The sequence below is a fragment of the Pseudomonas sp. NIBRBAC000502773 genome, assembly GCF_006517195.1.
Lineage (GTDB): Bacteria > Pseudomonadota > Gammaproteobacteria > Pseudomonadales > Pseudomonadaceae > Aquipseudomonas > Aquipseudomonas marginalis.
Map to the genome: position 1 here is coordinate 5733255 of NZ_CP041189.1, position 22440 is coordinate 5755694.

A 22440-nucleotide genomic window follows, 5' to 3' on the forward strand; every position below is an offset into this window, starting at 1 on the left:
TCGGGGCGTCCCTAAAAAAACAATGAGTGGGAGTTGCCCTTGGATACCGTCCAGAATCCGCCCGACCCGAGCGTGCTCGCCCGCGCAGCCGCCAAGGTCAAGCGCCATGTACTGCCGTTGTTCGTGGTGATGTTCATCGTCAATTACATCGACCGGGTCAATATCGGCTTTGTGCGCAGCCATATGGAGACCGACCTGGGCATTGGCGCCGCCGCCTATGGTTTGGGCGCCGGGCTGTTCTTCATCGGTTACGCCACCTTCGAAGTACCGTCCAACCTGTTGCTGCAGCGCTACGGCGCACGGGCCTGGTTGACGCGCATCATGTTCACCTGGGGCGCGGCCGCGATGGCCATGGCCTTTGTCAAAGGCGAAACCAGTTTCTATATCCTGCGCTTCGTGCTCGGCGCGGCCGAAGCCGGTTTTTTCCCCGGCATCATCTACTACTTCACCCAATGGTTGCCGGCCGCCGAGCGCGGCAAGGCGATGGCGATTTTCCTCAGCGGTTCGGCCATCGCCTCGGTGATTTCCGGGCCGGTGTCGGGGGCGTTGCTCAACGTCAGCGGCTTGAGCCTGCATGGCTGGCAGTGGATGTTCCTGATCGAGGGCTTTGCCTCCATCCTGTTGTGCGGGTTTGTATGGTTCTGGTTGCAATCTCATCCCCATCAGGCCAAGTGGCTCAGCGACGAAGAAAAACACGCGCTGGTGACGGCCATCGCGCTTGAGCAAACGGCCCGCGAAGCCACCCGGAGCGTGCGGCCGTCGATGTTCAAGCTGCTGGCCGACAAACAGATCGCGCTGTTCTGCTTTATCTACTTTTCCATCGCCCTGACCATCTACGGCGCCACGTTCTGGCTGCCGAGCATGATCAAGAAAATGGGCAACCTGGGCGACTTCCAGGTGGGGTTGTTCAACTCGATCCCGTGGTTGATTTCCATCGTCGCCATGTACGGTTTCGCCGCCCTGGCGAGCAAGTGGAAACACCAGCAGGCGTGGGTGGCGCTGATGCTGGTGATCGCCGCCGTCGGCATGTTCATGTCCACCACCGGCGGGCCGGTGTTTGCGTTTGTCGCCATCTGTTTTGCCGCGATTGGCTTCAAGGCCGCCTCGGCGCTGTTCTGGCCGATCCCCCAGGGTTACCTGGATGCGCGCATCGCCGCGGCGGTGATTGCCTTGATCAATTCGGTCGGCAACCTCGGCGGTTTTGTTGCACCCACCACCTTCGGCCTGCTGGAGCAGACCACCGGTTCGATTGAAGGCGGGCTGTACGGCCTGGCCGCGACCTCGCTGGTGGCCGCGGTGGTGGTGTTCTTTGCGCGCACCGCACCACGGCCCGGTGTGCCCCCCACCTCCAAACCGACTACTCATCATCACGCCTTGCGTCCAGGCCCACAGGGAGCCGCCTCTTGAAAATCGTCCGCGTCACCGTCACCCCCATCGCGTTTCGCGATCCGCCGCTGCTCAACGCCAGCGGTATCCACGAAGCCTTCGCGCTGCGCTCGATCATCGAAATCGAGAGCGACACCGGCTACATCGGCCTTGGCGAGAGCTACGGTGATGCCCCGGCGCTGGCGATCCAGCAACAGGTCAAGGACCAACTGATCGGCCTCGATCCGTTCAACCTTAACCAACTGCGCGCCATCGTGCAGGCCACCGTGGCGGCGCATAAACCCGCGAGCATTGCCGGCGCCGAACTGGCCCCCGGTTCCCATGCGAGCAAGGCAGTGAGCAATGCCTATTCGGCGTTCGAGGTGGCGTTTCTCGACCTGCAGGCGCACTCATTGAATGTGCCGCTGGTGGACCTGCTGGGCGGCGCGATCCGCGACCGGATCCCGTTCAGCGCCTACCTGTTCTTCAAGTATGCCGAACACATCGACTCGCCCTATAAACCCGACAGTTGGGGCGAAGCCCTCAACGAAGTACAGATCGTCGCCCAGGCGCGGCGGATGATCGACACCTATGGCTTCAAAAGCATCAAGCTCAAGGCCGGTGCGCTGGACCCTGAGCATGAAGTGGCGTGCATCAAGGCCTTGAAAAAGGCCTTTCCCGGCGTGCCGCTGCGCATTGACCCGAATGGCAACTGGTCCCTGGAAACCTCGATTCGCATGGCCGAACTGCTCGGCGATGACCTGCAGTATTACGAAGACCCGACCCCCGGCCTGGAAGGCATGGCCGAGCTGCACACACGCACCGGCCTGCCCCTGGCGACCAACATGGTGGTCACCGATTTTGACGAGTTCCGCCGCAGCGTGGCCCTGGACAGCGTGCAGATCGTGCTCGCCGACCATCATTACTGGGGCGGCCTGCGCGACACCCAGGTATTGGCGAAGATGTGCCAGACCTTTGGCCTGGGCGTATCGATGCACTCCAACTCACACCTGGGCATCAGCCTGATGGCCATGGCCCACGTGGCCGCGTCGGTGCCCAATCTCGACTACGCCTGCGATACCCACTACCCCTGGCAAGAACCGGACGAAGAAGTGATCAAGGGCGGCAAACTGCCGATCGTCGACGGCTGCGTGAAGATCACCCGCGCACCGGGGCTGGGCCTGGAACTGGACCCTGATCAACTGGGCAAGCTGCATGACCAATACCTCAGCTGCGGTATTCGCCAGCGCGACGACGTGAAGCAGATGCAGCGCTATCAACCGGATTGGAAGACCGTCAAACCGCGTTTCTGAAGCTGGTCGCTTCGTTTTGCCCGGTGGAACCTTTAGCGGCCGCCGGGCTTTTTTTCAGCTGAAATCTTCTTCGAAGTGCTCCTGTTCACCCCGTGTATCACTCTGGCGTCGCACCACCTCCATCTGCCGCAACTCCACCCGGCGGATTTTGCCGGAAATGGTCTTGGGCAATTCGCTGACAAACTCGATCCGCCGCACCCGCTTGTAGGGCGCCAGGTGCTCGCGGGCGAACTCAAGGATGTGGCGTGCCAGCTCGGCACTGCCCGGGGCGTCATGGGCCAGGATCAGGAACGCCTTGGGCACCGCCAGGCGCAACGGATCGGGGCTGGGCACCACGGCCACTTCCATCACCGCCGGGTGTTCGATCAGTGCGCTTTCCAGCTCGAAGGGGCTGATCCGGTAGTCGGAGGCCTTGAACACGTCGTCGGCGCGCCCCACGAAGGTGATGTAGCCGTCGGCGTCGATCTGCGCGGTGTCGCCGGTGCGGTAGTAACCGTCGCGCATCACCTCGGCGGTTTTCTCCGGGCTGTCTTCGTAGCCGAGCATCAGGCCCAGTGGGCGTATATCCAGGGGCAGGGCGACTTCACCCTCGTTGCCCGGCACGCCGTCGGCGTCCAGCAGAGCCACTTGGTAGCCCGGCAACGGGCGGCCCATGGAGCCTGGCTTGAGCAACTGGCCCGGCGTGTTGCCGACCAGGGCGGTGGTTTCCGACTGGCCGAAGCCGTCGCGCAGGGGCAGGCCCCAGGCCTGTTGGATCTGCTCGATGATCTCCGGGTTCAGCGGTTCACCGGCGCCCACCAGTTCGCGCAGGTTCAGGCGCGATTTGTAGCTGGCCAGGTCTTCCTGGATCAGCATGCGCCACACCGTGGGCGGGGCGCACAGGCTGGTTACCCTGTACTTCTCCAGCGCGCCGAGCAATGCCTGGGCACTGAACCGCGCGACGTTATGGATAAAAATGCAGGCGCCGGCATTCCACGGTGCGAACAGGCAGCTCCAGGCATGCTTGGCCCAGCCCGGCGAGGAGATGTTCAGGTGCAGGTCGCCGGGTTGCAGGCCGATCCAGTACATGGTCGACAGGTGGCCGACCGGGTAGCTTTGGTGGCTGTGCAGCACCATCTTCGGTTTTGAGGTGGTACCGGAGGTGAAATACAGCAGCATCGGGTCCGTGGCCAAGGTACGGCCCTCGATCTCGAACCGCTCGGGGTATTCGAAGGCGGCGCTGTGCGCGACCCAGCCAGTAGGCGCCGCCCCCACACAGACGCGGCTGCAACCCTCGCCCAGGCCCTCGAACTTGCCGACATGCGCCGCGCCCACCACCAAGTGGCGGACCTGGCCCCGCTCGATGCGGTCGTGCAGGTCAACCGGGTTGAGCAGGGCAGTGGCGGGGATCACCACGGCGCCGAGCTTGAAGGCCGCCAGCATGGTTTCCCACAGCGCCACATCGTTGCCGAGCATCAGCAGCACGCGTTCGCCACGCTTCACGCCGAGGGCGCGCAGGTGGTTGGCCACCTGGTTGGAACGCGCGGCCAGTTGCTGGAAGCTGTAGCGCTGCTCGCTGCCGTCCTCTTCGACGATCCACAGCGCGTCGGCGGCATTGCCCTCGGCCATGGCATCGAAGTAGTCCAGGGCCCAATTGAATTCGCTCAGCTGTGGCCAACGAAAATCCCGGGCGGCGGTGGCGTAGTCGGTGCGGTGCGCGAGCAGGAAATCCCGGGCAGCCAGGAAGGACTGGGTCATGGTCGGTGTCCTTAATTATTGTTGTGGGGACTGGCCCCTCGGGTGCACCGAGAGGCTGGACCGAGTATAGGCACGCATAAATAAGAGCAAAACGCTCAAAAACACCGGAGCGTTGTGCAAAAAAGTCATGGGCGATAAGGGCTGGCGAGGAGTGATTGACGGGTTGTACGTAAAAGTCCAGTATGGAATTATAAGTACAAAATACCTGCTCCAGCTTTTTCTTCACGCTTGCCAAAACCAATAACAACTCGCGAGACACGACCATGAAGAAACTCCCTCTCATCACCGCCCTGGCCTTGGGCCTGATCGCCTCCAGCCAGCTGCTGGCCGCCGAGAAAACCCTGCGCATCGGCATCGAAGCGGCTTACCCACCATTTGCGTCCAAGACCGAAGAGGGCAAGATCGTCGGCTTCGACTACGACATCGGCAATGCGCTGTGTGCGCAGATGAAGGTCAAGTGTGTGTGGGTCGAAGGTGAATTCGACGGCCTGATTCCTTCCCTCAAGGTGAAGAAAATCGACATGGCCTTGTCGTCCATGACCATCAATGAAGATCGCAGGAAGTCGGTGGATTTCTCCCACAAGTACTACTTCACCTCTTCGCGCCTGGTGATGAAGGACGGTGCCGTGGTGGACGACCAGTACGCCAGCCTCAAGGGCAAGACCGTGGGTGTGCAGCGCGCCACCACCACCGACCGTTACGCCACCGAAGTGTTCGAACCCAAGGGCATCAACGTCAAGCGCTACAGCAATAACGAAGAGATCTACATGGACCTGGCGGCAGGCCGGCTGGATGCAATCTTTGCCGACACCATTCCCTTGAATGACTTTTTGCAGATGCCTCGGGGCAAGGGCTACGGGTTTGTCGGACCGGAACTCAAGGACCCGAAATACGTGGGCGAGGGCGCCGGGATCGCGGTGCGCAAGGGCAATACCGCGCTGGTCAGCGAACTGAACAGCGCCATCGACGGCATTCGTGCCAGTGGGGAATACCAGAAGATTTCACAGCAGTACTTCAAGGCCGACATCTACGGCGATTGAGCATCCTGCGCGGGCACAATATGGGAGGGGGGCACCCCGATGGCGGTGGGTCAGTTACACCTGCCGACGCTGCCTGCACGCGCTCAAGTGTGCAGGCTCTTGCAGGTCAACCCCGGCAACCACTCGTCGCCACTGTCAATTCTGACAGCTAGACGCCCCTCCCCACCGGGTGTCTGATTTTCCTTGCCTGAACGCGCCCTTTTATTCGCGCACACCCTCTAGCAAGGAGTCTCTTTCATGTCCGACCGACCCGTTGATCCAGCCTGCGAGTGTCATTCGATGGATGACACCCCAACCCCGGTGCCCTCCCAAGAGCTTGTTCCCTTTACGCCTGCCGCGGTGCAGACGACAGGCCCCCAGCGGGTCGAAAACCTCGACGAGCCGTATTCCGCCTACCCGTCAATTTCACTGCACGCCTCCCTGTACCCTGAAAACGCCCCCATCGGCCTGGGTATTCGTCATGTGCGTCCTTATGCGCATTTCATCTTTGAAAAGTGGCGCCTCTGGTCGGAGTACGACTATTACGCGCTCTACCTCGATGACCTGCTCAATGCCGTGGCCGCAGACATCGTCCTCGACGATCTGCCCCGTTACGATCTATTTGTGCCAGAGGAGCATGTGCCTGAAGGCGAAGTGCCGATGTACGGCCGGGTATTGCGGGCAGGTACCTTCCAGGAGAGCACCTCGCCGCTGCAAACCCTCCTGATCAAGACCACTCGCCCCGGCGGCACCGACGTCGACCCGGGCAGCGCCTGGCACACCGGCCTGGTCATGACGGTCGAGGGCCTGCCCGAAGGTTCGACGATCGACCGATTGATTGCCGGTGCTGGCGTGTGGTGCCTGATTGAGCGGTATGAACATATCCGCCAGAACGACCGCATCGAGTTGTCTTGGGATGGCGTCATCGTCACGCATATCGTCAGCCCGGCCGAGGCGGCGGGCAGCGGGCCGATCCGGATTTTCGTCAGTGAGGCGATCATCCTCCAGGGCGGGCTGTTGGGCACCCTGACCCTGCGCTTTCGGGTACAGGACGTGGTGGAGAACTTCTCCGGGGAAAAGTACCAGTATTCCAAGTCTTACTTCCTGGTCAGCGAGCTGGACCCCAGCCTGATTGAAGCCCCGGTGTTCCTGGTGGACGATGTCGACCTCAAGCAGGTCGACATCGATACCCAGGGCGATGCGGTATTTAAAGTCTCGTGTTTCACGGGCCGCCAGTTGCCCGCACCCAATCCGCCCCACCAGGTGTTCGTCACGCTGTATGCCACGCTGGCGGATGGCTCGACCCGGGAGTTTGCCGTTCCCTTCAGGAACGCGACCAACGTATACGTGACCGAGGTTCCCGTTGATGGCGACATCATCAAGCAAATAGTCGGCGGTTCCTTCCGGGTTTCGTTCGTGATTAAAGACGCCGACGGCGACTTCGTCGGCCAGTCCGGCAGCATCACCGTCACCGTGATCGGCACGCCGGTGTCGATGCCTGGGGTGACGATCAACCCGATCGAGTTGGGCCTGATTGACCCCGACCACGATATCGACGTCACCCTGCCGTTCTATGAGCCTCATAACCCGGACTGGCTCGAGACCCTGTACATCGAACACCGGGTCCCCGGCGGCGGTGGCGAAACCTACGTCGAGTCCCAACTGGCGGGGCCCCAGGGTGGCAGTCGCCATGTGAGCAAGGCGGATCTGCAACGGTTCAACGGCCGGGGCATCATCTATTTTTACTACGTGGTCACCGACGGTAAAAACACACGCAAATCGGTGGAGGTGGGGGCCCAGGTGGGTGAACGTGTCGCTGAACTGCCGCCGCCACAACTGCAAGGCACCGAAGGCAACAACATCAACCCCGCCCACATCGTCGGCCCCACCGTACTGCTGACCTTGCCCTATCTCGGTGCCCGAGAGGGCGACGTATACCATTGGAGCTGCATCGGCTCGGCCCTGGGCGGCTCGGCCAATGGCACCATCCTGGTCAATGCGGCGACCGAAGGCGTGCCACTGACGTTCCCGGTGACCCGTACCATCCTGGACTTCAACCTCAACGGCAGCCTGCGCATCAGTTACAGCCTGGAACGCAAGGGGCCGCCACGGCAGATCCTGCGCTCGGAGGTGCTGAACCTCAGCGTTGGCGTGGGGGTGGTCCTGGACCGTCCGGAAGTCGCCGAAGCCCAACGCTTTCCGGATCGCCTCGACCCGTTGGCGGCCTTGTCGGGGGCCACCGTGGTGGTGAAATTCCGGCCGATGCACGCCACCGATCGGATCTTTATCGACTGGCTCAGCCCGGACGGCCATGGCAGCTACGCCACGGAAGTGCAGGGCAACCCCACCACCCACGAGGTGAGCGTGCCCATTCCAAGGGAGGTTATCGCCAAAGGTATTCGTGAAGATGGCAACCGCATCAGCGTGCAGTACCATTTTTTCCGCGGTGCCATTCCCTATGACTCGGATGTCCTGAGCCTGGAATTGCTGCCGCTGACCGGGTTGCCCACACCGACCCTCGACGGGATCGGCGACAGCATGGTACTGCAACTGTCCCTGCTCACCGACGCGACGCGTACGCGTATTTCGGTGTGGAGTTTCATCGCGGCCAACCAGCGCATGTGGATGACCTACGAGGGCACGTTTGACGATGGCACGTCGTTTATCGAGAACACCTACACGGCCAATCTGGTGACCGAGACCGGTGTCGTCAACGGCATCTCCCCCCTGCGCCGGTGGATAAACTGCGCCGGCTCAGGGACGGCTCGCGGCTGACCATCCGCTTCTGGGTCACCCTGTCTGAAAGTTTCAGCCTGGATCAGGCGGTGCTGTTTGGCGTACGCGAGCATATCGTGCAGGCCATTCCCTCGACGTTACCGGCCCCGGCGTTCGCCAACCGGGTTGCCCCGACCCTGAGTATTTACCCGCTGGATTACGAGAACACCGCTTCGGTGACGGTGGCTTACGACGGGATGAATGGCACGCACCGCATTCATTTGCAGTGGATCTACCCCGACGGCAGCATGGCCACTATTGCCGCCAAGGATGGCCTGGATGGCGGTCGCGTCGACTTCGCCATCAGCCAGAAGATCCTGGCCGACAGCGTGGGTAAAACAATCACCTTGCGCTATATCGCCGTTATTAACGGTGACGAGGTAGATTCCTTTGTCCAGACCCTGACCGTTCAAACCCTGCGCGAGTCGGACTTGCCCAGACCGCTGATCAACGGCATCGCCCATAACGGCACACTCGACCTCAATACCTTTACTGGCAACGCGACGGCGTCGTTGGCCAAGTGGCGGTTGAGTGCTCAGGGACAACGGGTGTGGTTGAGGTGCAGCAGCGTCGGCGTAGATGATTTGCCGGTGCTTGACGGGGTGGCGATCACTTCGTCGGAAGCGGCGAACGGCCTGGTGAACAAGGCGGTACTGCGCAGTTGGCTGGCGGCATTGCCGGATAACCGGCAGATCACTGTCACGTGCAACGTGAGTTTTGACGGCAGCGCTGTCGAGGCCACCGCCCAGGAATTCCCCACGTCCACCTACATCGTGCGCTCGGCACTCGGAGACCTGCGCCTGCCCGTGCTGCTCCAGGCTTCAGGCAGTGGAGCCTCGGTAACCCTGGCCCCATTGAGCGCCTTGAATGGGGGCACGGTCCGGGTGAGCTACACCGGTATGCTCACCAGCGATAGCATCAGAGTCATCATGCTCGGCAACGGCGCCGCAGGTTCTCCCATCCTCCCAGCCAAGGACGGCAGCACGAGCGGCAGCGTTGATTTCCCGATTCCGGCGAGCGCCATCGCTGCCAATATCGGTAACGGCAACCGAATATTTACGCTCAGGTATGAAGTGACCCGTGGCAGTGAGACCAAGCCTTCCGGAACGGTAACGGTGACGGTGACGCCGATCCCCGCGGCGAACCTGCCTCGGGCGGTCATTCATAACATACCTAACGGCGGGACGCTGGACCTGAACACGTTTGCCGGCAATGCATGGGCAGCCCTGGGGAGATGGCCTTTTATTGCTGGCAGGCAACGGGTGTGGATTATCTGCAGTAGTGCGGGAGTCGCCGACCTGTATGTGCTCAATGGCGTGGAGATCACGGATACCGAAGCGGCGTACGGGTTGACGAATAAAACGGTGGTGCGCAGTTGGCTGGAGTCCGTGCCCAATAACCAGCAGATCCATGTGAGGAGCCAGGTGACGCTCAATGGCAGCGTGAGCCCTGGCGATGTGATTACTTTCCCGACGACGACTTACACGTTAGTGAACTATCCGCCCTTGAGAATTGATCCAACCACAATGAACTTGAACGGATTTGCGATCATTGCGTTCTGGGGACAACCTGCCGGGGATTATGCAGGTAATAACCAAACTCGCGCGGCCACCGGCGGCCGTCCACCTTATACCTACAGTTCACGCAACTCTGCTGTCGCCTCGGTAACGGCGGCAGGGAAAGTGAGAGGGGTTGCCAATGGCAGTACGACAATTGATGTGAGGGATCAGGCAGGCAGCACCGTGTCGTATAACGTTACCGTCAGCAATGTGTATTACTTGCGTGAGTACTCGAGCGGTGTGAATTACGCCCAAGCTATTGCGTGGCGTAACTCGCTGCCAGGGGGCAGGGCAATGAGTTTTTACGGTGGGATTGATGAAATGGTGAAAGCCTACGGTCCGGTAACGACTTGGCCCATTCCGACAGATGGCGAGTATTGGTTGTGCCTGGAGACAGGCTGCAATGAGCCGAACAGGGCTCTATGGCGCCGGGCATGGAACGATGTCGGATGTGCGACACAAGGCACGGTTCGGTGGGCTTGGTGCTTACAGTCTTCATAATATGATCATTCCCACGCTCCGCGTGGGAATACCCGTCAGTTAAAGTCGAGCACTTTATCTGTGGCGAGGGAGCAAGCGCCCTCGCCACAGGTTACTTTTTACCCTTTCTACTTCTTAACTGACTGGCATCAGGGCAAGTCGAATCGCTGCACCGCCCTTTCCACATTTGATCAGCGGTGTTCGATCAGCCCTTGAGCTCCTTCAAATGCTTGTAGACCGTAGCCCGCCCCATGCCCAGCACATTGGCCACATAGTTCGAGGCGCTCTTGCCCTTGAACGCCCCCTCTGCATGCAGGGCCAGCACCAGCTCGCGCTTGTGGTCACGGGTGAGCAGGTTCAGGCTCAGCTGGCGCTCGCGCATCCAGGCATGCAGGAACGTGTTGATACGCTCCTGCCAGTCATCGCGAAACAGCGAGTCCGGTTGCGGGATCAGCTTGCTCGGCGACAGGAACAGGTCCAGCGCGGCCTTGGCGTTTTCGAACAGTGAGATATTCAGGTTGATGCACAGCACCGCCAGCCGACGCCCTGTGTGGTCATGCAGCACGGTGCTCAGGCTGCGGATTTTCTGGCCGTCCCAATTGAGCTTTTCGTAGGGGCCGATATTCACGTCGCTGACGTCGGCGCTGAGCATGTCCTCCAGCGCCGAGTCGTCGCCAATGCCTCGTTTGGACAGGTTATTGGCGATGTAATCGACTTTTTGCGTGCGCAGGTCATGCAGCACCACTTCGGCATGGGGGAAGAACAACGTGGCGATTGCATCGGCAATCGCACGGAAATTCTGCAGGACTTTTTCGTGTTCGGCGCTGTTCATCAATGGGGCTCCAGGCGGGCGAGGGAGAGCATACCAGCGTCGAGGCCGAACCGTGTCAGTGCCTCCGGCAACGCTTCACCGCGCACCAGCGCCGCACTGGCCTGGCCCATGGCAGGGGAGGTCTGGATCCCATAACCGCCTTGCGCCGCCACCCAGAACAGGCCGGGCACCTGCGGGTCGAAGCCGCTGAGCAAATCACCATCATGCACAAAGCTGCGCAGGCCGGCCCAGGTGCGCGTCGGGCGGCGGATGTTCAAGGTGGTGGCTTCTTCGATCTGGTAGATGCCCATGGCGATGTCCAGCTCTTCGGGCTGTACATCCTGGGGCTCCACCGGATCGGCATTCGCCGGCGAGCCGAGGAACATGCCGGCGTCGGGCTTCATGTAGAAGGCTTCGTCGAGGGCCACCAGCATCGGCCAGGCATGGCTGTCCACGCCTTCGGGGCCGGCGAAGATAAACGCCGAGCGCCGCTTGGGTTGCAGGCCGATGGACGCGGCGCCCGCCAGCCCGCCGATATGATCGGCCCAGGCGCCGGCGGCGTTGATGATGATGGGCGCGTTGTAGGTCCCGTCCTGGGTGTTTACGTGCCAGAGTCCCGCGCTGTCACGGCTCAAGCCCAGTACATGGCTGTCGGTGCGCACTTCGCCCTGATTGCGCCGGATACCGCGCAGATAGCCCTGGTGCAGGGCGTCGGTGTCGATGTCGCTGGCGGTCGGGTCATACAGCGCGCCATGGACTTTTTCCCGGCGCAGGATCGGCAGCCGCGCGCAGGCTTCATCCGCCGTAAGCCGTTCGACCTGCGGCACCGTGGCCTTGGCACTCAGGTACTGGGCCTGCAATTCGGCGGCGTCACCGTTGAAGTCCACGGTCATTTCGCCGCGTGGCGTCAGCAGCGGGTGCTCGCAGAAACCTGGCGGCGGGTTATCGAAAAACGCGCGGCTGGCCTGGGTCAACGCGCGCACCTGCGGGGTGCCATACGCCGCCGTGTAGAGCGCGGCCGAGCGTCCGGTGGAGTGATAGGCCGGGTGGGATTCACGCTCCAGTACCAGCACCTTGGCATGGGGCGACAACCAGAAACCCGTGGACGCGCCGGCAATGCCGCCGCCGATGATGATGAAGTCGGCATGGCTCATAACAGTCTCCAGAGGGCATTGGCCAGGGCGATGTCTTCCAGGCCCAGGCCGATGGAACGGAAAAATACGTGGCGGTCATAGGGCGGGCGCTGTACCTGCTCACTGAGCAGTTCGGGCAGGTCGCCGACGATCGCGTTCTTGTCCCAGCCGTGCTGTTCAGCGGCAATCAGCATCTCGCCGGCCGAGCCGGGGGTGGTCTGGCGATAGTCGCAGAACACCTGCATGGCGTTGAGGCTCTGGGGCGGCACTTCATGGGCACGCGGGGCGTTGGTGCTGATCGAGGTGATCAGCGCCGGCTTGCTCAAGCGCGACGGGTCGATCACCGGGCCGGCCGATGAGGTGCACAGCAGGATCACATCGGCGTCGGCCACCGCCGCATCGCAGCTGTCGGCGACGCTCAAGCGTGGATCCAGGCGTTTGATGGCGTCGGTATTGGCAGTGGCCAGGCTGGGCGAAAACACACTGATGTTCTGCCAGTCCCGCAGGTTTTTCACGTAGTGCAGATGCGCCTGGGCCACCTTGCCGCTGCCGATGATCGCCAGGCGCTGTGCCGCCTGCGGGGCCAACGCCTCCACCGCCAGCGCAGTGGTCGCTGCGGTGCGCGCGGTGGTCAACTCGGCGGCATCGCACAGCAACAGGGGCTCGCCGGTTTGCATCGACATCAACAGCGTCCAGGCCGTTACCAGCGGCCCTTGCTCGCGCACGATATACGGCGAGGTCTTGACCCCGTACACCCCCTCTGCAGCCAGCACGCCCATGTAATTGATGAAGTCGCCCGCGCCGTGGGGGAACTCCACTAACTGCTGCGCCGGTTGCACCGCATGCCCGGCGGCCAGGGCGCGGAACAGCGCGCGCAGGATCTGCGGTACATCGACTTGGGCGAGCAATTCGCAGGCCTGGGCCTGGTTGATGACAAAAGGGGGGCTGGACATGGAGAACTTCCAAATTAAACTAATTTGTCCATTATGGACTTTTAGTTTTATTGGGCAACCACTGGGCGCAAAAAATCTGCAGACCTTCTCCCCTCCGTTAGAAGCAACGGTGGTCAGTTTGTCACTGAGCTCACCTTGGCGACCACGGCCCCGCGAGTTTCGACCCATCCTCCTCCAAGCACTTTGTAGAAGGTCACCAGGTTTGTCAGGCGCGACAACTGCGTGCCGATCAGGTCCTGTTGCGCGGTGTAGAGCGAACGTTGCGAGTCCAATACCGTGAGGTAACTGTCGATCCCCTGACTGAAGCGTGCCTGTGACAGCCGATAGCTTCTGGCGGTCGCATCTACCAGCGCTTGCTGTGCATCAAGCTGGCGCCCCAGTGTGCCGCGTTGCGCGAGCGCATCGCTGACTTCGCGAAACGCCGTTTGAATCGCCTTCTCGTAGTCCGCTACATAGATGTCTCGATCCGCTGTGGCGCTGGCCAGGTTGGCTTGGTTGGTACCGCCATCGAAGATCGGCAGCGAGAGTTGCGGCGCGAAACTCCAGGTTCCCGAACCGCCTTTGAACATGTTCGACAAACTCGCGCTTGAAGTCCCCGCCGAAGCCGTGAGGGTAATGCTTGGGTAAAACGCCGCACGGGCGGCGCCGATGTAGGCATTGGCGGCCTTCAGGTCGCGCTCGGCCTTGAGTATGTCGGGGCGGCGTTGCAGAAGGTCCGAGGTCAAGCCGGGCGGGATGTTGGCCAAAGGGCTCGCTTCGGCTGTCGAGCGTTCGGGCAGGGTCTTGGGCAGCAGCGCGGCTGGCAGATCGGCACCGACTACCAGGCGCAATGCGTTCAGGTCCTCGGCGACTTGAGCGGTATATTTTTCCACATCGACGCGTGCCGTTTCGACGCTGGTCTGTGCCTGGCTCAGGGTGAGGGCGGAAGATGAACCCAGGTCGAACATGCGCTGGTCGAGTGCGTAGCTGTCTTGCTGGCTGGTGAGCGTATCGTGCGCCAGCTTGAGTCGGTCCTGGTCGGACGCCAGTGTGAGGTAGTCCGTGGCGACTTCCGCGATCAGGCTGATTTGAGTGCTTCGGCGATTCTCAGCCGTGGAGAAGTATTGCTCGAGTGCCTGCGCGCTGAGGCTGCGCAAGCGACCAAACAGGTCCAGTTCGTAGGCACTGAAGCCCAGCGTCGCGCTGTAGCTGTGCGTGACCATGGCCTGGCCCGTCTGGGATTGATCGGCCGGTGTGCGGCTGGCGCTGGAGCTGCCGCTGGCATCGACGCTGGAAAATAACGCCGCGTCTTGAACGCGGTAGGTGGCGCGGGCCTTTTCGATATTGAGCACCGCCACCCTCAGATCGCGGTTGTTGGCCAGGGCCAGCTCGATGACTTTTTGCAGGGGCGGGTCGGTGAACACATCGCGCCAGCCCAGGTCAGCGACCGGCACGGTGGGCACTACGCCCTGGTCTTCGGGGAACGTCGCCGGGACGGGCGAGGGTGGAGGCTGGTAGGCCGGTATCAGGCTGCAACCGCTCAACAGAGCCCCCACTACCAGTACAGAACGTGTAAACCGTTGCATATCAGAGACCTTGTGCTGGGGCTGGTTGGGCAGGGGATTGCGTGGATGTCGGCGCAACGGTTTTTGGTTTGAACAGGCGCATCACCAGTACAAAAAACAGTGGAACAAAGACAATCGCCAGGAGCGTGCCGGAGAGCATGCCGCCGATCACTGCGCTGCCCAACGCGTGCTGTGCACCGGCCCCCGCGCCGCTGCCCAATACCATCGGTAACACGCCAAGAATGAATGCCAGGGACGTCATGAGTACCGGACGCAAGCGCATGCGCGCGGCTTCGAGTGCTGAATCCACCAGGCTCTGACCACCGGCGTAGAGGTCTTTGGCGAACTCCACGATCAGGATGGCGTTTTTCGAGGCGAGGCCAATGGTGGTCAATATCCCGACCTGGAAGTACACGTCGTTCATTTTCCACGTCAGGATTGCGCCGACCAGGGCCCCCAGCACCCCCAGCGGTACCACCAGCACCACTGACAATGGAATCGCCCAGCTCTCATACAGTGCGGCCAGGCACAGGAACACGAACAGGATCGACAGGCTGTACAGCAAGCCGGTCTGGCCGGTCGAGGCTTTTTCCTGGCGCGACAGGCCAGTCCATTCGTAGCCGATGCCGGTCGGCAACTTGGCAACGGCGTCTTGCACGATCGCCAGTGCTTCGCCGCTGGACGCGGCTCCAGGCATGGCCATGCCCAATATCTCTACGGACGGGACGCCGTTATAGCGTTCAAGCCGTGGCGACCCCGAGGCCCACACCGCCTTTGAAAAGGCAGAGAAGGGCACCATGCCGCTGTCACTGTTGCGGATGTACCAGCGATTGATGTCATCGGGGAGCATGCGGTAGGTGGCATCCGCCTGCAGCATGACCTTTTTGACCCTGCCCTTGTCGATGAAGTCATTGACGTAACTGCTGCCCCAGGCAGCCGAGAAATTGTCATTGATATCGGCGATCGACACACCCAGTGCCTGGGCCTTGTCCGGGTCAATCTCGAGCTGCAGTTCAGGCGCGTCTTCCTGGCCGTTGGGCCGCACCGCCACCAGGCGCTTGTCTTTTGCGAGCTCGGCGAGCAGTTGGTTACGCGCACTCATCAAGGCTGCGTGGCCAAGGTTGGCGCGGTCTTGCAGCATCAGGTCGAAGCCGGTGGCATTGCCCAACTCCGCCACGGCCGGCGGGGCGAACGCAAATACCCGTGCGTCCCTGAGCGTCGAAAAGTAAGCCATGGCTTTGCTGGACACACCAGACACACTGAGCGCGTCACCCTTGCGCTCATCCCAGGGCCTGAGTTTGACGAACGCCAGGCCGGTGTTCTGGCCACTGCCGGCAAAGCTGAAGCCGGACACTGTGAACACGCCGGAGACCGCATCTTTCTGATCGACCAGGAAGTGTTGCTCGACCTGGTGAATGACTTCATCGGTACGCGCGCCTGTCGCACCGGGTGGCAATTGCACCAGTACGAACAGGGTGCCCTGGTCTTCATCGGGCAGGAAGCCGACCGGCAACTTCATGAAGCCGAAGACCACCGCGCCCAGCACCACGGCGTACACCAGCATGTACCGCCAACCCTTGCCCACGATGTGGCGCACGATGCCTTGGTAGCCAAGGTTGCCTCGGTCAAACGAACGGTTGAACCAGCCGAAGAAACCGGTGGTAGCAGCGCCATGGCCTTGCTCAATGGGTTTGAGTAACGTTGCGCACAGGGCGGGTGTGAGCACCAGCGCTACCAGTACCGACAGCGTCATGGCCGAGACGATGGTGATGGAAAACTGTCGGTAGATCACGCCGCTGGAACCACTGAAAAACGCCATCGGCACAAATACGGCGGCCAGCACCAGGGCGACGCCCACCAAGGCTCCGGTGATCTGGCCCATTGACTTGCGAGTGGCCTCCTTCGGCGATAGCCCTTCCTGGGCCATGATCCGTTCGACGTTTTCCACCACGACAATGGCATCGTCCACCAGCAAACCGATGGCCAGTACCATGGCAAACATGGTCAGCGTATTGATCGTGAAACCGAACGTCGCGAGCACGCCGAAGGTGCCGAGCAGCACCACAGGTACAGCTATCGTCGGAATCAGCGTGGCCCTGAAGTTTTGCAGGAACAGGTACATCACCAGGAAAACCAGTGCCACGGCTTCAACCAGGGTGCGTACGACCTCCTCGATCGAAATACGCACGAAGGGCGTGGTGTCATAGGGCTTTTGCACGGCCATGCCGGGCGGGAAGAATTGCTCAAGCTCTGCCACCCGGGCGTCTATCGCCTTGACGGTGTCCAGGGCGTTGGCACCCGCGGCGAGCTTGATAGCCAGGCCCGCAGCGGGTTTGGCGTTGTAACGTCCGGCACTGGTGTAGCTTTCACTGCCCAGTTCTATGCGCGCAACGTCACGCAGGCGCACCTGAGAGCCATCAGTCTGGGTGCGCAGCAGGATGTCTTCGAATTCTTTCGCCGTTCTCAGGCGGGTCTGCGAGGTGATCGTCGCGTTGATCTGCTGGTTGCTGGTAGCGGGGAGGGCGCCCAACTGCCCGGCGGAGACCTGGACGTTCTGCGCCTGGATCGCGGTTTTCACATCGGTTGGCGTAAGGCTGAAGTTGGCCAACTGGTCGGGGTTGAGCCAGATGCGCATGGCGTACTGTGAGCCAAACAGCGTGGTGTCGCCCACCCCTTCAACCCGACTGATCGCATCCTGCACGTTGGCGGCCACGTAGTCCGAGAGGTCGGAGCCGCTCATGCTGCCGTCCTCGGAAGTAAACGCCAGGACATTGAGGAAGTTCGTCGCTGACTTTGTCACCGTCAGGCCCTGGTTCTGCACCTCTTGCGGCAACAGCGGTGTTGCCAGCGCGAGCTTGTTCTGAACCTGCACCTGCGCGGTATCGGGGTTGGTGCCGTTCTCGAACGTGAGTGTGATGGTGGCCGAACCGGAGGACTCACTGGTGGATGACATGTAGCTCAACCGGTCCAGCCCCTTCATCTTCTGCTCGATGATCTGGGTGACCGTGTTTTCCAGTGTCTTGGCCGACGCGCCGGGATAGGTGGCAGTAATTGCCACGGCGGGAGGCGCGATATCCGGGTACTGCGCGATCGGCAGCGTGAGGATCGAAAGGATGCCGGCCAGCATCACGAGAATAGCCAGCACCCATGCGAACACCGGGCGATCAATAAAAAAACGTGCCATGAGTAGCTCTCTCGCAGGTCAGTTTGACGCGGTGGCCTTGATGGCTGGCGCAGGGGGGGCAACGTGGGAGGCGTCGTCAGTCGGTTTGGTTACCCACGGTGTGACATTCACCTCCAGGCCCGGCGCGGCGTTTTGCTGGCCGTCGACTACAAGCTGGTCCCCCGGCTCAAGTCCGGCCTGCACCAACCACTGATCGCCTACTGCCCGCTCGGTCTGTAGTGGTCGACGCTGCAGTTTTTTTTCGCTGTCGACGACATAGGCGAACGGCTTGCCCGCACCATCCCTGGAGACCGCTTGCTGGGGCACCAACAGGGCGTTTTCCTTGACGGCCTCCTGCAGTATCGCGCGCACATACATGCCGGGCAGCAGGTCGCCGTCGGGGTTGGGAAATACCGCCCGCAAGGTGATCGTGCCGGTGTTCTGGTCCACGGTGACATCCGAGAATTCCAGGGTGCCCTCGTGCGGATAAGCGCTGCCATCTTCAAGCAGCAATTGCACCTTGGCCGAGTTGGCGCCGCTCTTTTGCAGTTCGCCTCGGGCCATCGCGTGTTTGAGTTGCAGCAGCGCGGTGCTGGATTGGGAGAGGTCGACGTACAGGGGATCCAGCTGTTGGACCGTCGCCAGTTCCGTGGTCTGGCTGGCGGTAACCAGTGTGCCGGGGGTGACGCTCGACTTGCCGATGCGCCCGGAGATCGGTGAATCCACACGGGCGTAAGACAGATTGATACGGCTGCTTTCAACGTCAGCCTTGGCTGATGCTACCTGGGCTTCGTCCTCGCCGAGGGAGGCGCTTGCGTCATCGTAGTCCTGTTGGCTGACCGCCTGGATGGCCAGCAATTGCTTATAGCGTTCGGCCTTGAGCCGCGCAGTCTTGAGGGTTGCTTGCGCTTTGGCGAGCGCTGCTAGATTGCTGTCGTGGGTGGCCTTGTAGGTGGCCGGGTCGATTTGATACAGCGCCTGGCCTGCAGTGACATCGCTGCCTTCCTTGAACAGGCGAGTCTTGATGATCCCGGCAACTTGCGGGCGTACCTGCGCGACCAGGTACGCTGAGGTGCGGCCGGGGAGTTGTGTCGTCAGCGCCAGATGCCGGGGTTGCACGGTGATCACCCCCACGGTCGGTTTGCCCTGTGCAGGTGGAGGACCACCCGGCGGCTTGCCGCAGGCGGTGAGAAAGCAAGCAGCAGTACAGGCTGCGAAGAAGCTTAAGAAGTAAGTCAGGGGCGGGCGCAAGGCATTCTCCAGGGCGGGAAGGAGGAAGCGGATTAGTTATTTAAATACCGTACCGTACGGTAATGTATTGAGGTAAATTTGCGCCGTCAACCGGGATGAACGCCCCTGGGGTATCATCCGGGCGTTTGTGGAAGCAGTGGAGCAAGGGTTATGCGAGTCAAGACTGAAGCCAAACGCGAGTCCATCGTCGAGGCTGCAGCGCAGGTTTTTCTGGAGTTCGGCTTTGATGGTGCGTCCATGACGCAGATCGCCACGCGAGTGGGCGGATCAAAGGGGACGTTGTACGGGTACTTCAGCAGTAAGGAGGAGTTGTTTGTCGAGGTCATGCATGGCATGGCCAAGCGTTTCCTGGAGCCCATCTTCGAAGCGTTGCAGAAGGACCATGATGACTTGCGGCATGCATTGCAGCAGTTCGGCGAGCGCACCCTGGCCGTGTTGTGCCTGGAAGCTTCCATTCAGGCACGCCGCGCGATCATCGCGCAGTCGGGTCGCAGTGACATCGGCTTGCGGTTCTACGAGCGGGGCCCGAAAAAAGGCATGCGCGAAGTGGCCAGTTTCCTGACGCGCCGGATCGAGGCGGGCCAGCTCAGGCCGTGCGACCCGGAGGTCGCAGCCTGCCACCTGATGGCACTGTTGGATTCGGAGACCGTCACTCCTTGTCTGTTGGGCGTCAACCGCAAGCCTTCGACCGCCCATATACGAGCAGCGGTAAGTCGTGCGCTGGATACCTTTCTGGCGGGCTATGCGCTCGGGCCTCACAGCGTTGTCCCCTAGGGAAACGCGGCCTGGCTCATTGGGCGGCGCTGGCCGTTTCACGGTAGAGCCTGGGCGGCATGCCGAATGCTGCCTTGAAATGGCGACTGAAGTGAGCGCTGCTGCCATAGCCCCAGGCGTAAGCAATGTCGGTGAGCGAGCGATGGCTGAGGTCACGGTTGCGTAGGTCTTGCGCGCAGCGCGCCACGCGGCGTTGCCAGATGTACTCGCTGACACTGCAACCGAATTCGTCCTGGAATGCCCGATGCAGACTACGCACGGAGCAGTGTTCGGCAAACGCGATGCGCTCGATGCTCAGGTCGCGGTCGGCCAGGTGAAGTTCGATATAGCGCTTGAGGCGGTTCTGCTTGTAGTGACGGAAGTCGTGTTCGAGCTTCTTCTCCTCCTGCTTGTTGCCCAGCGCATTGTTCAAAAGCCCGACGATACTGTCGCCGATCAGCGCCGCCGACTGGCTGTTCAGCAGCGGATATTGGCTGTAGGCGTCAACGATAAGGTGCATCAACATCCGCCCAAGCCCGTTGCGTGCGCTGATATGCGGGTCGTCAGCGTCCAGTGCCTGCCCGGCGCCTTCGTTGAACAACAGGATGAAGTGCTCACAGCCTTGTGGGCTGCTGACGTTGAATGGTTGGGCGCAGTCAACCACCAGCAACTCGTCGGGCGCCAAGGCGTTGCTGTGCTTGCCTTGCTGGAAATGACTGACGCCGGCGGTTTGCAGAATCAACATGCGTGACGTATCGGGTGCCTCGACTGCTTTGCTCAGGTGACGGGAATAGCGGTGCGCGCTGGCGGTCATGCGGCAAAAACGCAGTTTTCCAAGATCGCCGTATTCCAGGCGGCCCTGGAAATCGGCATCGTGCAAAGGTTCGATGTAGGTGGACTCGAGGCGCTTGATGTACTCCGGCGTGCGGCCGAGGTTATCACTCATAAACTCCTTCCACTTCATCAGGCGGTCGGAGCGCATCACTTGATCGGTAGAAACGCAGGCTAGATTGCTCATGGTTCGCCTCTTTTTATTGTTATGGGGTGGGCCACACCGGGTGGGCCCACCCTGTTTCCTAGAAGGGGTAGTGGTGGCTCCCGGCTTGCCAGGTCACCCAGTGCGCACGGGTGAATTCATCCAGGGCATAGTGACCGTTGAAGCGTCCCAGCCCGGAGTTCTTTTCGCCGCCGAACGGGGCATTGGGCTGGTCGTCCACAGTGATGTCGTTAATGTGCGTCATCCCAGCCACGATGCCACGGGAAAAATTCAGCGCGCGGGCCATATCTTTACTGAACACGGCGCTGGACAGCCCATATTCGCTGGCGTTGGCCAGGGTCAGGGCATGTGCCTCATTGTCGGCGATCAATATTGGCAGCAAGGGCCCGAAGGTTTCATCGTGCGCCAGTTCGTGGTCGAAAGGGACATCCCCGTATACATGGGGCGGCAGCACCAGCCCGGACGCCGGGCCACCGTGCAGTTTCTTCAGGCTCGCGCTGTCGGCGGCATTGACCTTGCGCAGCAGGCCGTCCAACTGGCTGCGGTTGATCACCGGGCCAATCACTGTATCGGCGAGGTTAGGGTTGCCGGTTTTCAAGTTGCGCACGCGCTCCACCACCAACGCGCTGAAGTCGGCGTAGAGCGAACGGTCCACAATCACCCGATTGACGCTCATGCAGATCTGGCCCTGATGCAGGAAGCGTCCGACCACTGCTGCATGCGCGGCAAGGTCGATATCCGCATCATCGAGCACCACCAGCGGCGCGTTGCCGCCAAGCTCCAGGGCGACCCGCTTGATGTGCTGGCCGCCGGTGGCGATGCGCCCGACATTGCGCCCGACATCGGTAGACCCGGTAAATGAGATCAGGCTGGGAACGGGGTGCCCCACAAAGGCATCGCCGATTTCCGAGCCGGCGCCGACCACTACATTGAGCGTGCCCTCGGGAAAACCCGCTTCTTCGAACAGGTGCGCAATCAGCAGGCCGCCGGTCACGGCCGTGTCGCTGGCCGGTTTAAGGACCACCGTATTGCCCAGTGCCAACGCCGGAACCACCGAACGCATGCTCAAGTACAGGGGGAAGTTCCAGGGGCTGATGACCCCAATCACCCCGAGCGGCTCACGGAACACGAAGCTTTGTTCGCCGGGCTTGTAGCTGCTCAGGATGCGCCCCTCCACCTGCATGGGCAGCGCAATGCATTCACGCACCAGGTTCAGGGTGAATTGCCACTCCATGGTCGCCTTGATACGGGTACTGCCGGACTCGCGAATCAGCCAGTCGATGATCTCTTCGCGGCGTTGCTGGATGACGTGAGCGAGCTTTTCCAGCTGGGCGCCCCGTGTGGTTGGATGCAACTGCGCCCACGGGGTTTGCGCGCGTTGTGCTGCTGCGTAGGCCGCGTCGAGGTCGGCAACGCTGGCCAGGGGCATTTCGAGCAATGTCTCGCCATTGAAAGGATTGCGATCGTCCAGCCGTGCTGAGGAACGACCGGTGTGCCAGGTGCCGTCGATGAACTGGTCGCCATTGAGGGCGTAAGGGGTTGGGCGTTGGGCAGTCATGGTTTTACCTTTGGGTCAGTGGGGCACGT

Annotated in this window: 15 protein-coding genes; 6 read left to right on the top strand and 9 right to left on the bottom strand. The window is 61.4% G+C overall.

Annotated elements, in window-relative coordinates:
• The first annotated feature begins 39 nt into the window (after positions 1 to 39).
• Both NIBR502773_RS26635 and NIBR502773_RS26640 read left to right on the top strand, forming a co-directional pair.
• A complete protein-coding gene (locus NIBR502773_RS26635) occupies positions 40 to 1407 on the top strand; it encodes an MFS transporter (protein ID WP_141157350.1) in 1368 nt (455 codons plus the stop codon).
• The gene (locus NIBR502773_RS26640; protein WP_027603531.1) at positions 1404 to 2678 is read left to right on the top strand and encodes a glucarate dehydratase family protein; all 1275 of its coding nucleotides are present in this window, start codon (positions 1404 to 1406) and stop codon (positions 2676 to 2678) included. The genes NIBR502773_RS26635 and NIBR502773_RS26640 overlap by 4 nt, the downstream gene beginning before the upstream one ends.
• Before the next feature lie 54 nt (positions 2679 to 2732).
• Here the strand turns inward: NIBR502773_RS26640 and NIBR502773_RS26645 are convergent, their stop codons facing one another.
• Positions 2733 to 4415, bottom strand: coding sequence for an AMP-binding protein (locus NIBR502773_RS26645; RefSeq protein WP_141157351.1), 1683 nt, complete (start codon positions 4413 to 4415; stop codon positions 2733 to 2735).
• A gap of 263 nt (positions 4416 to 4678) precedes the next feature.
• Between NIBR502773_RS26645 and NIBR502773_RS26650 the strand changes: the two genes are divergently transcribed.
• The 3 genes from NIBR502773_RS26650 to NIBR502773_RS26660 all read left to right on the top strand — a co-directional run bounded on the left by NIBR502773_RS26650 (position 4679) and on the right by NIBR502773_RS26660 (position 10269).
• Entirely contained in the window at positions 4679 to 5455 is a 777-nt protein-coding gene (locus NIBR502773_RS26650; protein ID WP_141157352.1) for an ABC transporter substrate-binding protein, read from the top strand.
• Between the two features lie 237 nt (positions 5456 to 5692).
• Positions 5693 to 8209: a hypothetical protein gene (locus NIBR502773_RS26655; protein ID WP_141157353.1), complete on the top strand. Its 2517-nt coding sequence runs from the start codon at positions 5693 to 5695 to the stop codon at positions 8207 to 8209.
• On the top strand, positions 8170 to 10269 hold the full coding sequence (locus NIBR502773_RS26660; RefSeq protein WP_141157354.1) for an Ig-like domain-containing protein: 2100 nt from the start codon (positions 8170 to 8172) through the stop codon (positions 10267 to 10269). Before NIBR502773_RS26655 ends, NIBR502773_RS26660 begins: the two co-directional genes overlap by 40 nt.
• Positions 10270 to 10453: 184 nt before the next feature.
• On the opposite strand, the gene NIBR502773_RS26665 is transcribed toward NIBR502773_RS26660, so the two are convergent.
• From NIBR502773_RS26665 to NIBR502773_RS26690, 6 genes are all read right to left on the bottom strand, one after another.
• Positions 10454 to 11080, bottom strand: a complete 627-nt coding sequence (locus NIBR502773_RS26665; RefSeq protein WP_027603534.1) for a transcriptional regulator — start codon at positions 11078 to 11080, stop codon at positions 10454 to 10456.
• Positions 11080 to 12213: an FAD-binding oxidoreductase gene (locus NIBR502773_RS26670; RefSeq protein ID WP_141157355.1), complete on the bottom strand. Its 1134-nt coding sequence runs from the start codon at positions 12211 to 12213 to the stop codon at positions 11080 to 11082. The genes NIBR502773_RS26665 and NIBR502773_RS26670 overlap by 1 nt, the downstream gene beginning before the upstream one ends.
• Positions 12210 to 13145, bottom strand: a complete 936-nt coding sequence (locus NIBR502773_RS26675; protein ID WP_141157356.1) for an ornithine cyclodeaminase family protein — start codon at positions 13143 to 13145, stop codon at positions 12210 to 12212. The genes NIBR502773_RS26670 and NIBR502773_RS26675 overlap by 4 nt, the downstream gene beginning before the upstream one ends.
• A gap of 113 nt (positions 13146 to 13258) precedes the next feature.
• Positions 13259 to 14710 carry an efflux transporter outer membrane subunit gene (locus tag NIBR502773_RS26680; protein WP_141157357.1) on the bottom strand — a complete coding sequence of 484 codons (1452 nt, stop codon included), beginning with the start codon at positions 14708 to 14710 and terminating at the stop codon, positions 13259 to 13261.
• Position 14711: 1 nt separating this feature from the next.
• Complete coding sequence (locus tag NIBR502773_RS26685) at positions 14712 to 17873, bottom strand: efflux RND transporter permease subunit (protein WP_115489039.1); 3162 nt, start codon at positions 17871 to 17873, stop codon at positions 14712 to 14714.
• 18 nt (positions 17874 to 17891) lie between these two features.
• Entirely contained in the window at positions 17892 to 19103 is a 1212-nt protein-coding gene (locus NIBR502773_RS26690) for an efflux RND transporter periplasmic adaptor subunit (protein ID WP_092359146.1), read from the bottom strand.
• Between the two features lie 150 nt (positions 19104 to 19253).
• Here NIBR502773_RS26690 and NIBR502773_RS26695 point away from each other — a divergent pair, with 150 nt between their 5' ends.
• Positions 19254 to 19877 carry a TetR/AcrR family transcriptional regulator gene (locus NIBR502773_RS26695; protein WP_027603540.1) on the top strand — a complete coding sequence of 208 codons (624 nt, stop codon included), beginning with the start codon at positions 19254 to 19256 and terminating at the stop codon, positions 19875 to 19877.
• A gap of 16 nt (positions 19878 to 19893) precedes the next feature.
• Here the strand turns inward: NIBR502773_RS26695 and NIBR502773_RS26700 are convergent, their stop codons facing one another.
• Both NIBR502773_RS26700 and NIBR502773_RS26705 read right to left on the bottom strand, forming a co-directional pair.
• On the bottom strand, positions 19894 to 20874 hold the full coding sequence (locus tag NIBR502773_RS26700) for a helix-turn-helix domain-containing protein (RefSeq protein ID WP_141157358.1): 981 nt from the start codon (positions 20872 to 20874) through the stop codon (positions 19894 to 19896).
• A gap of 58 nt (positions 20875 to 20932) precedes the next feature.
• Positions 20933 to 22411: an aldehyde dehydrogenase family protein gene (locus NIBR502773_RS26705; protein WP_027603542.1), complete on the bottom strand. Its 1479-nt coding sequence runs from the start codon at positions 22409 to 22411 to the stop codon at positions 20933 to 20935.
• Between the last annotated feature and the right edge of the window lie 29 nt (positions 22412 to 22440).

Excerpts from the sequence above, each read along its gene's own strand:
- NIBR502773_RS26665 (WP_027603534.1), bottom strand. The coding sequence starts at position 11,080 with ATGAACAGCGCCGAACACGAAAAAGTCCTGCAGAATTTCCGTGCGATT.
- NIBR502773_RS26705 (WP_027603542.1), bottom strand. The coding sequence starts at position 22,411 with ATGACTGCCCAACGCCCAACCCCTTACGCCCTCAATGGCGACCAGTTC.
- NIBR502773_RS26645 (WP_141157351.1), bottom strand. The coding sequence starts at position 4,415 with ATGACCCAGTCCTTCCTGGCTGCCCGGGATTTCCTGCTCGCGCACCGC.
- NIBR502773_RS26695 (WP_027603540.1), top strand. The coding sequence starts at position 19,254 with ATGCGAGTCAAGACTGAAGCCAAACGCGAGTCCATCGTCGAGGCTGCA.
- NIBR502773_RS26685 (WP_115489039.1), bottom strand. The coding sequence starts at position 17,873 with ATGGCACGTTTTTTTATTGATCGCCCGGTGTTCGCATGGGTGCTGGCT.
- NIBR502773_RS26670 (WP_141157355.1), bottom strand. The coding sequence starts at position 12,213 with ATGAGCCATGCCGACTTCATCATCATCGGCGGCGGCATTGCCGGCGCG.
- NIBR502773_RS26655 (WP_141157353.1), top strand. The coding sequence starts at position 5,693 with ATGTCCGACCGACCCGTTGATCCAGCCTGCGAGTGTCATTCGATGGAT.
- NIBR502773_RS26675 (WP_141157356.1), bottom strand. The coding sequence starts at position 13,145 with ATGTCCAGCCCCCCTTTTGTCATCAACCAGGCCCAGGCCTGCGAATTG.
- NIBR502773_RS26680 (WP_141157357.1), bottom strand. The coding sequence starts at position 14,710 with ATGCAACGGTTTACACGTTCTGTACTGGTAGTGGGGGCTCTGTTGAGC.
- NIBR502773_RS26700 (WP_141157358.1), bottom strand. The coding sequence starts at position 20,874 with ATGAGCAATCTAGCCTGCGTTTCTACCGATCAAGTGATGCGCTCCGAC.
- NIBR502773_RS26650 (WP_141157352.1), top strand. The coding sequence starts at position 4,679 with ATGAAGAAACTCCCTCTCATCACCGCCCTGGCCTTGGGCCTGATCGCC.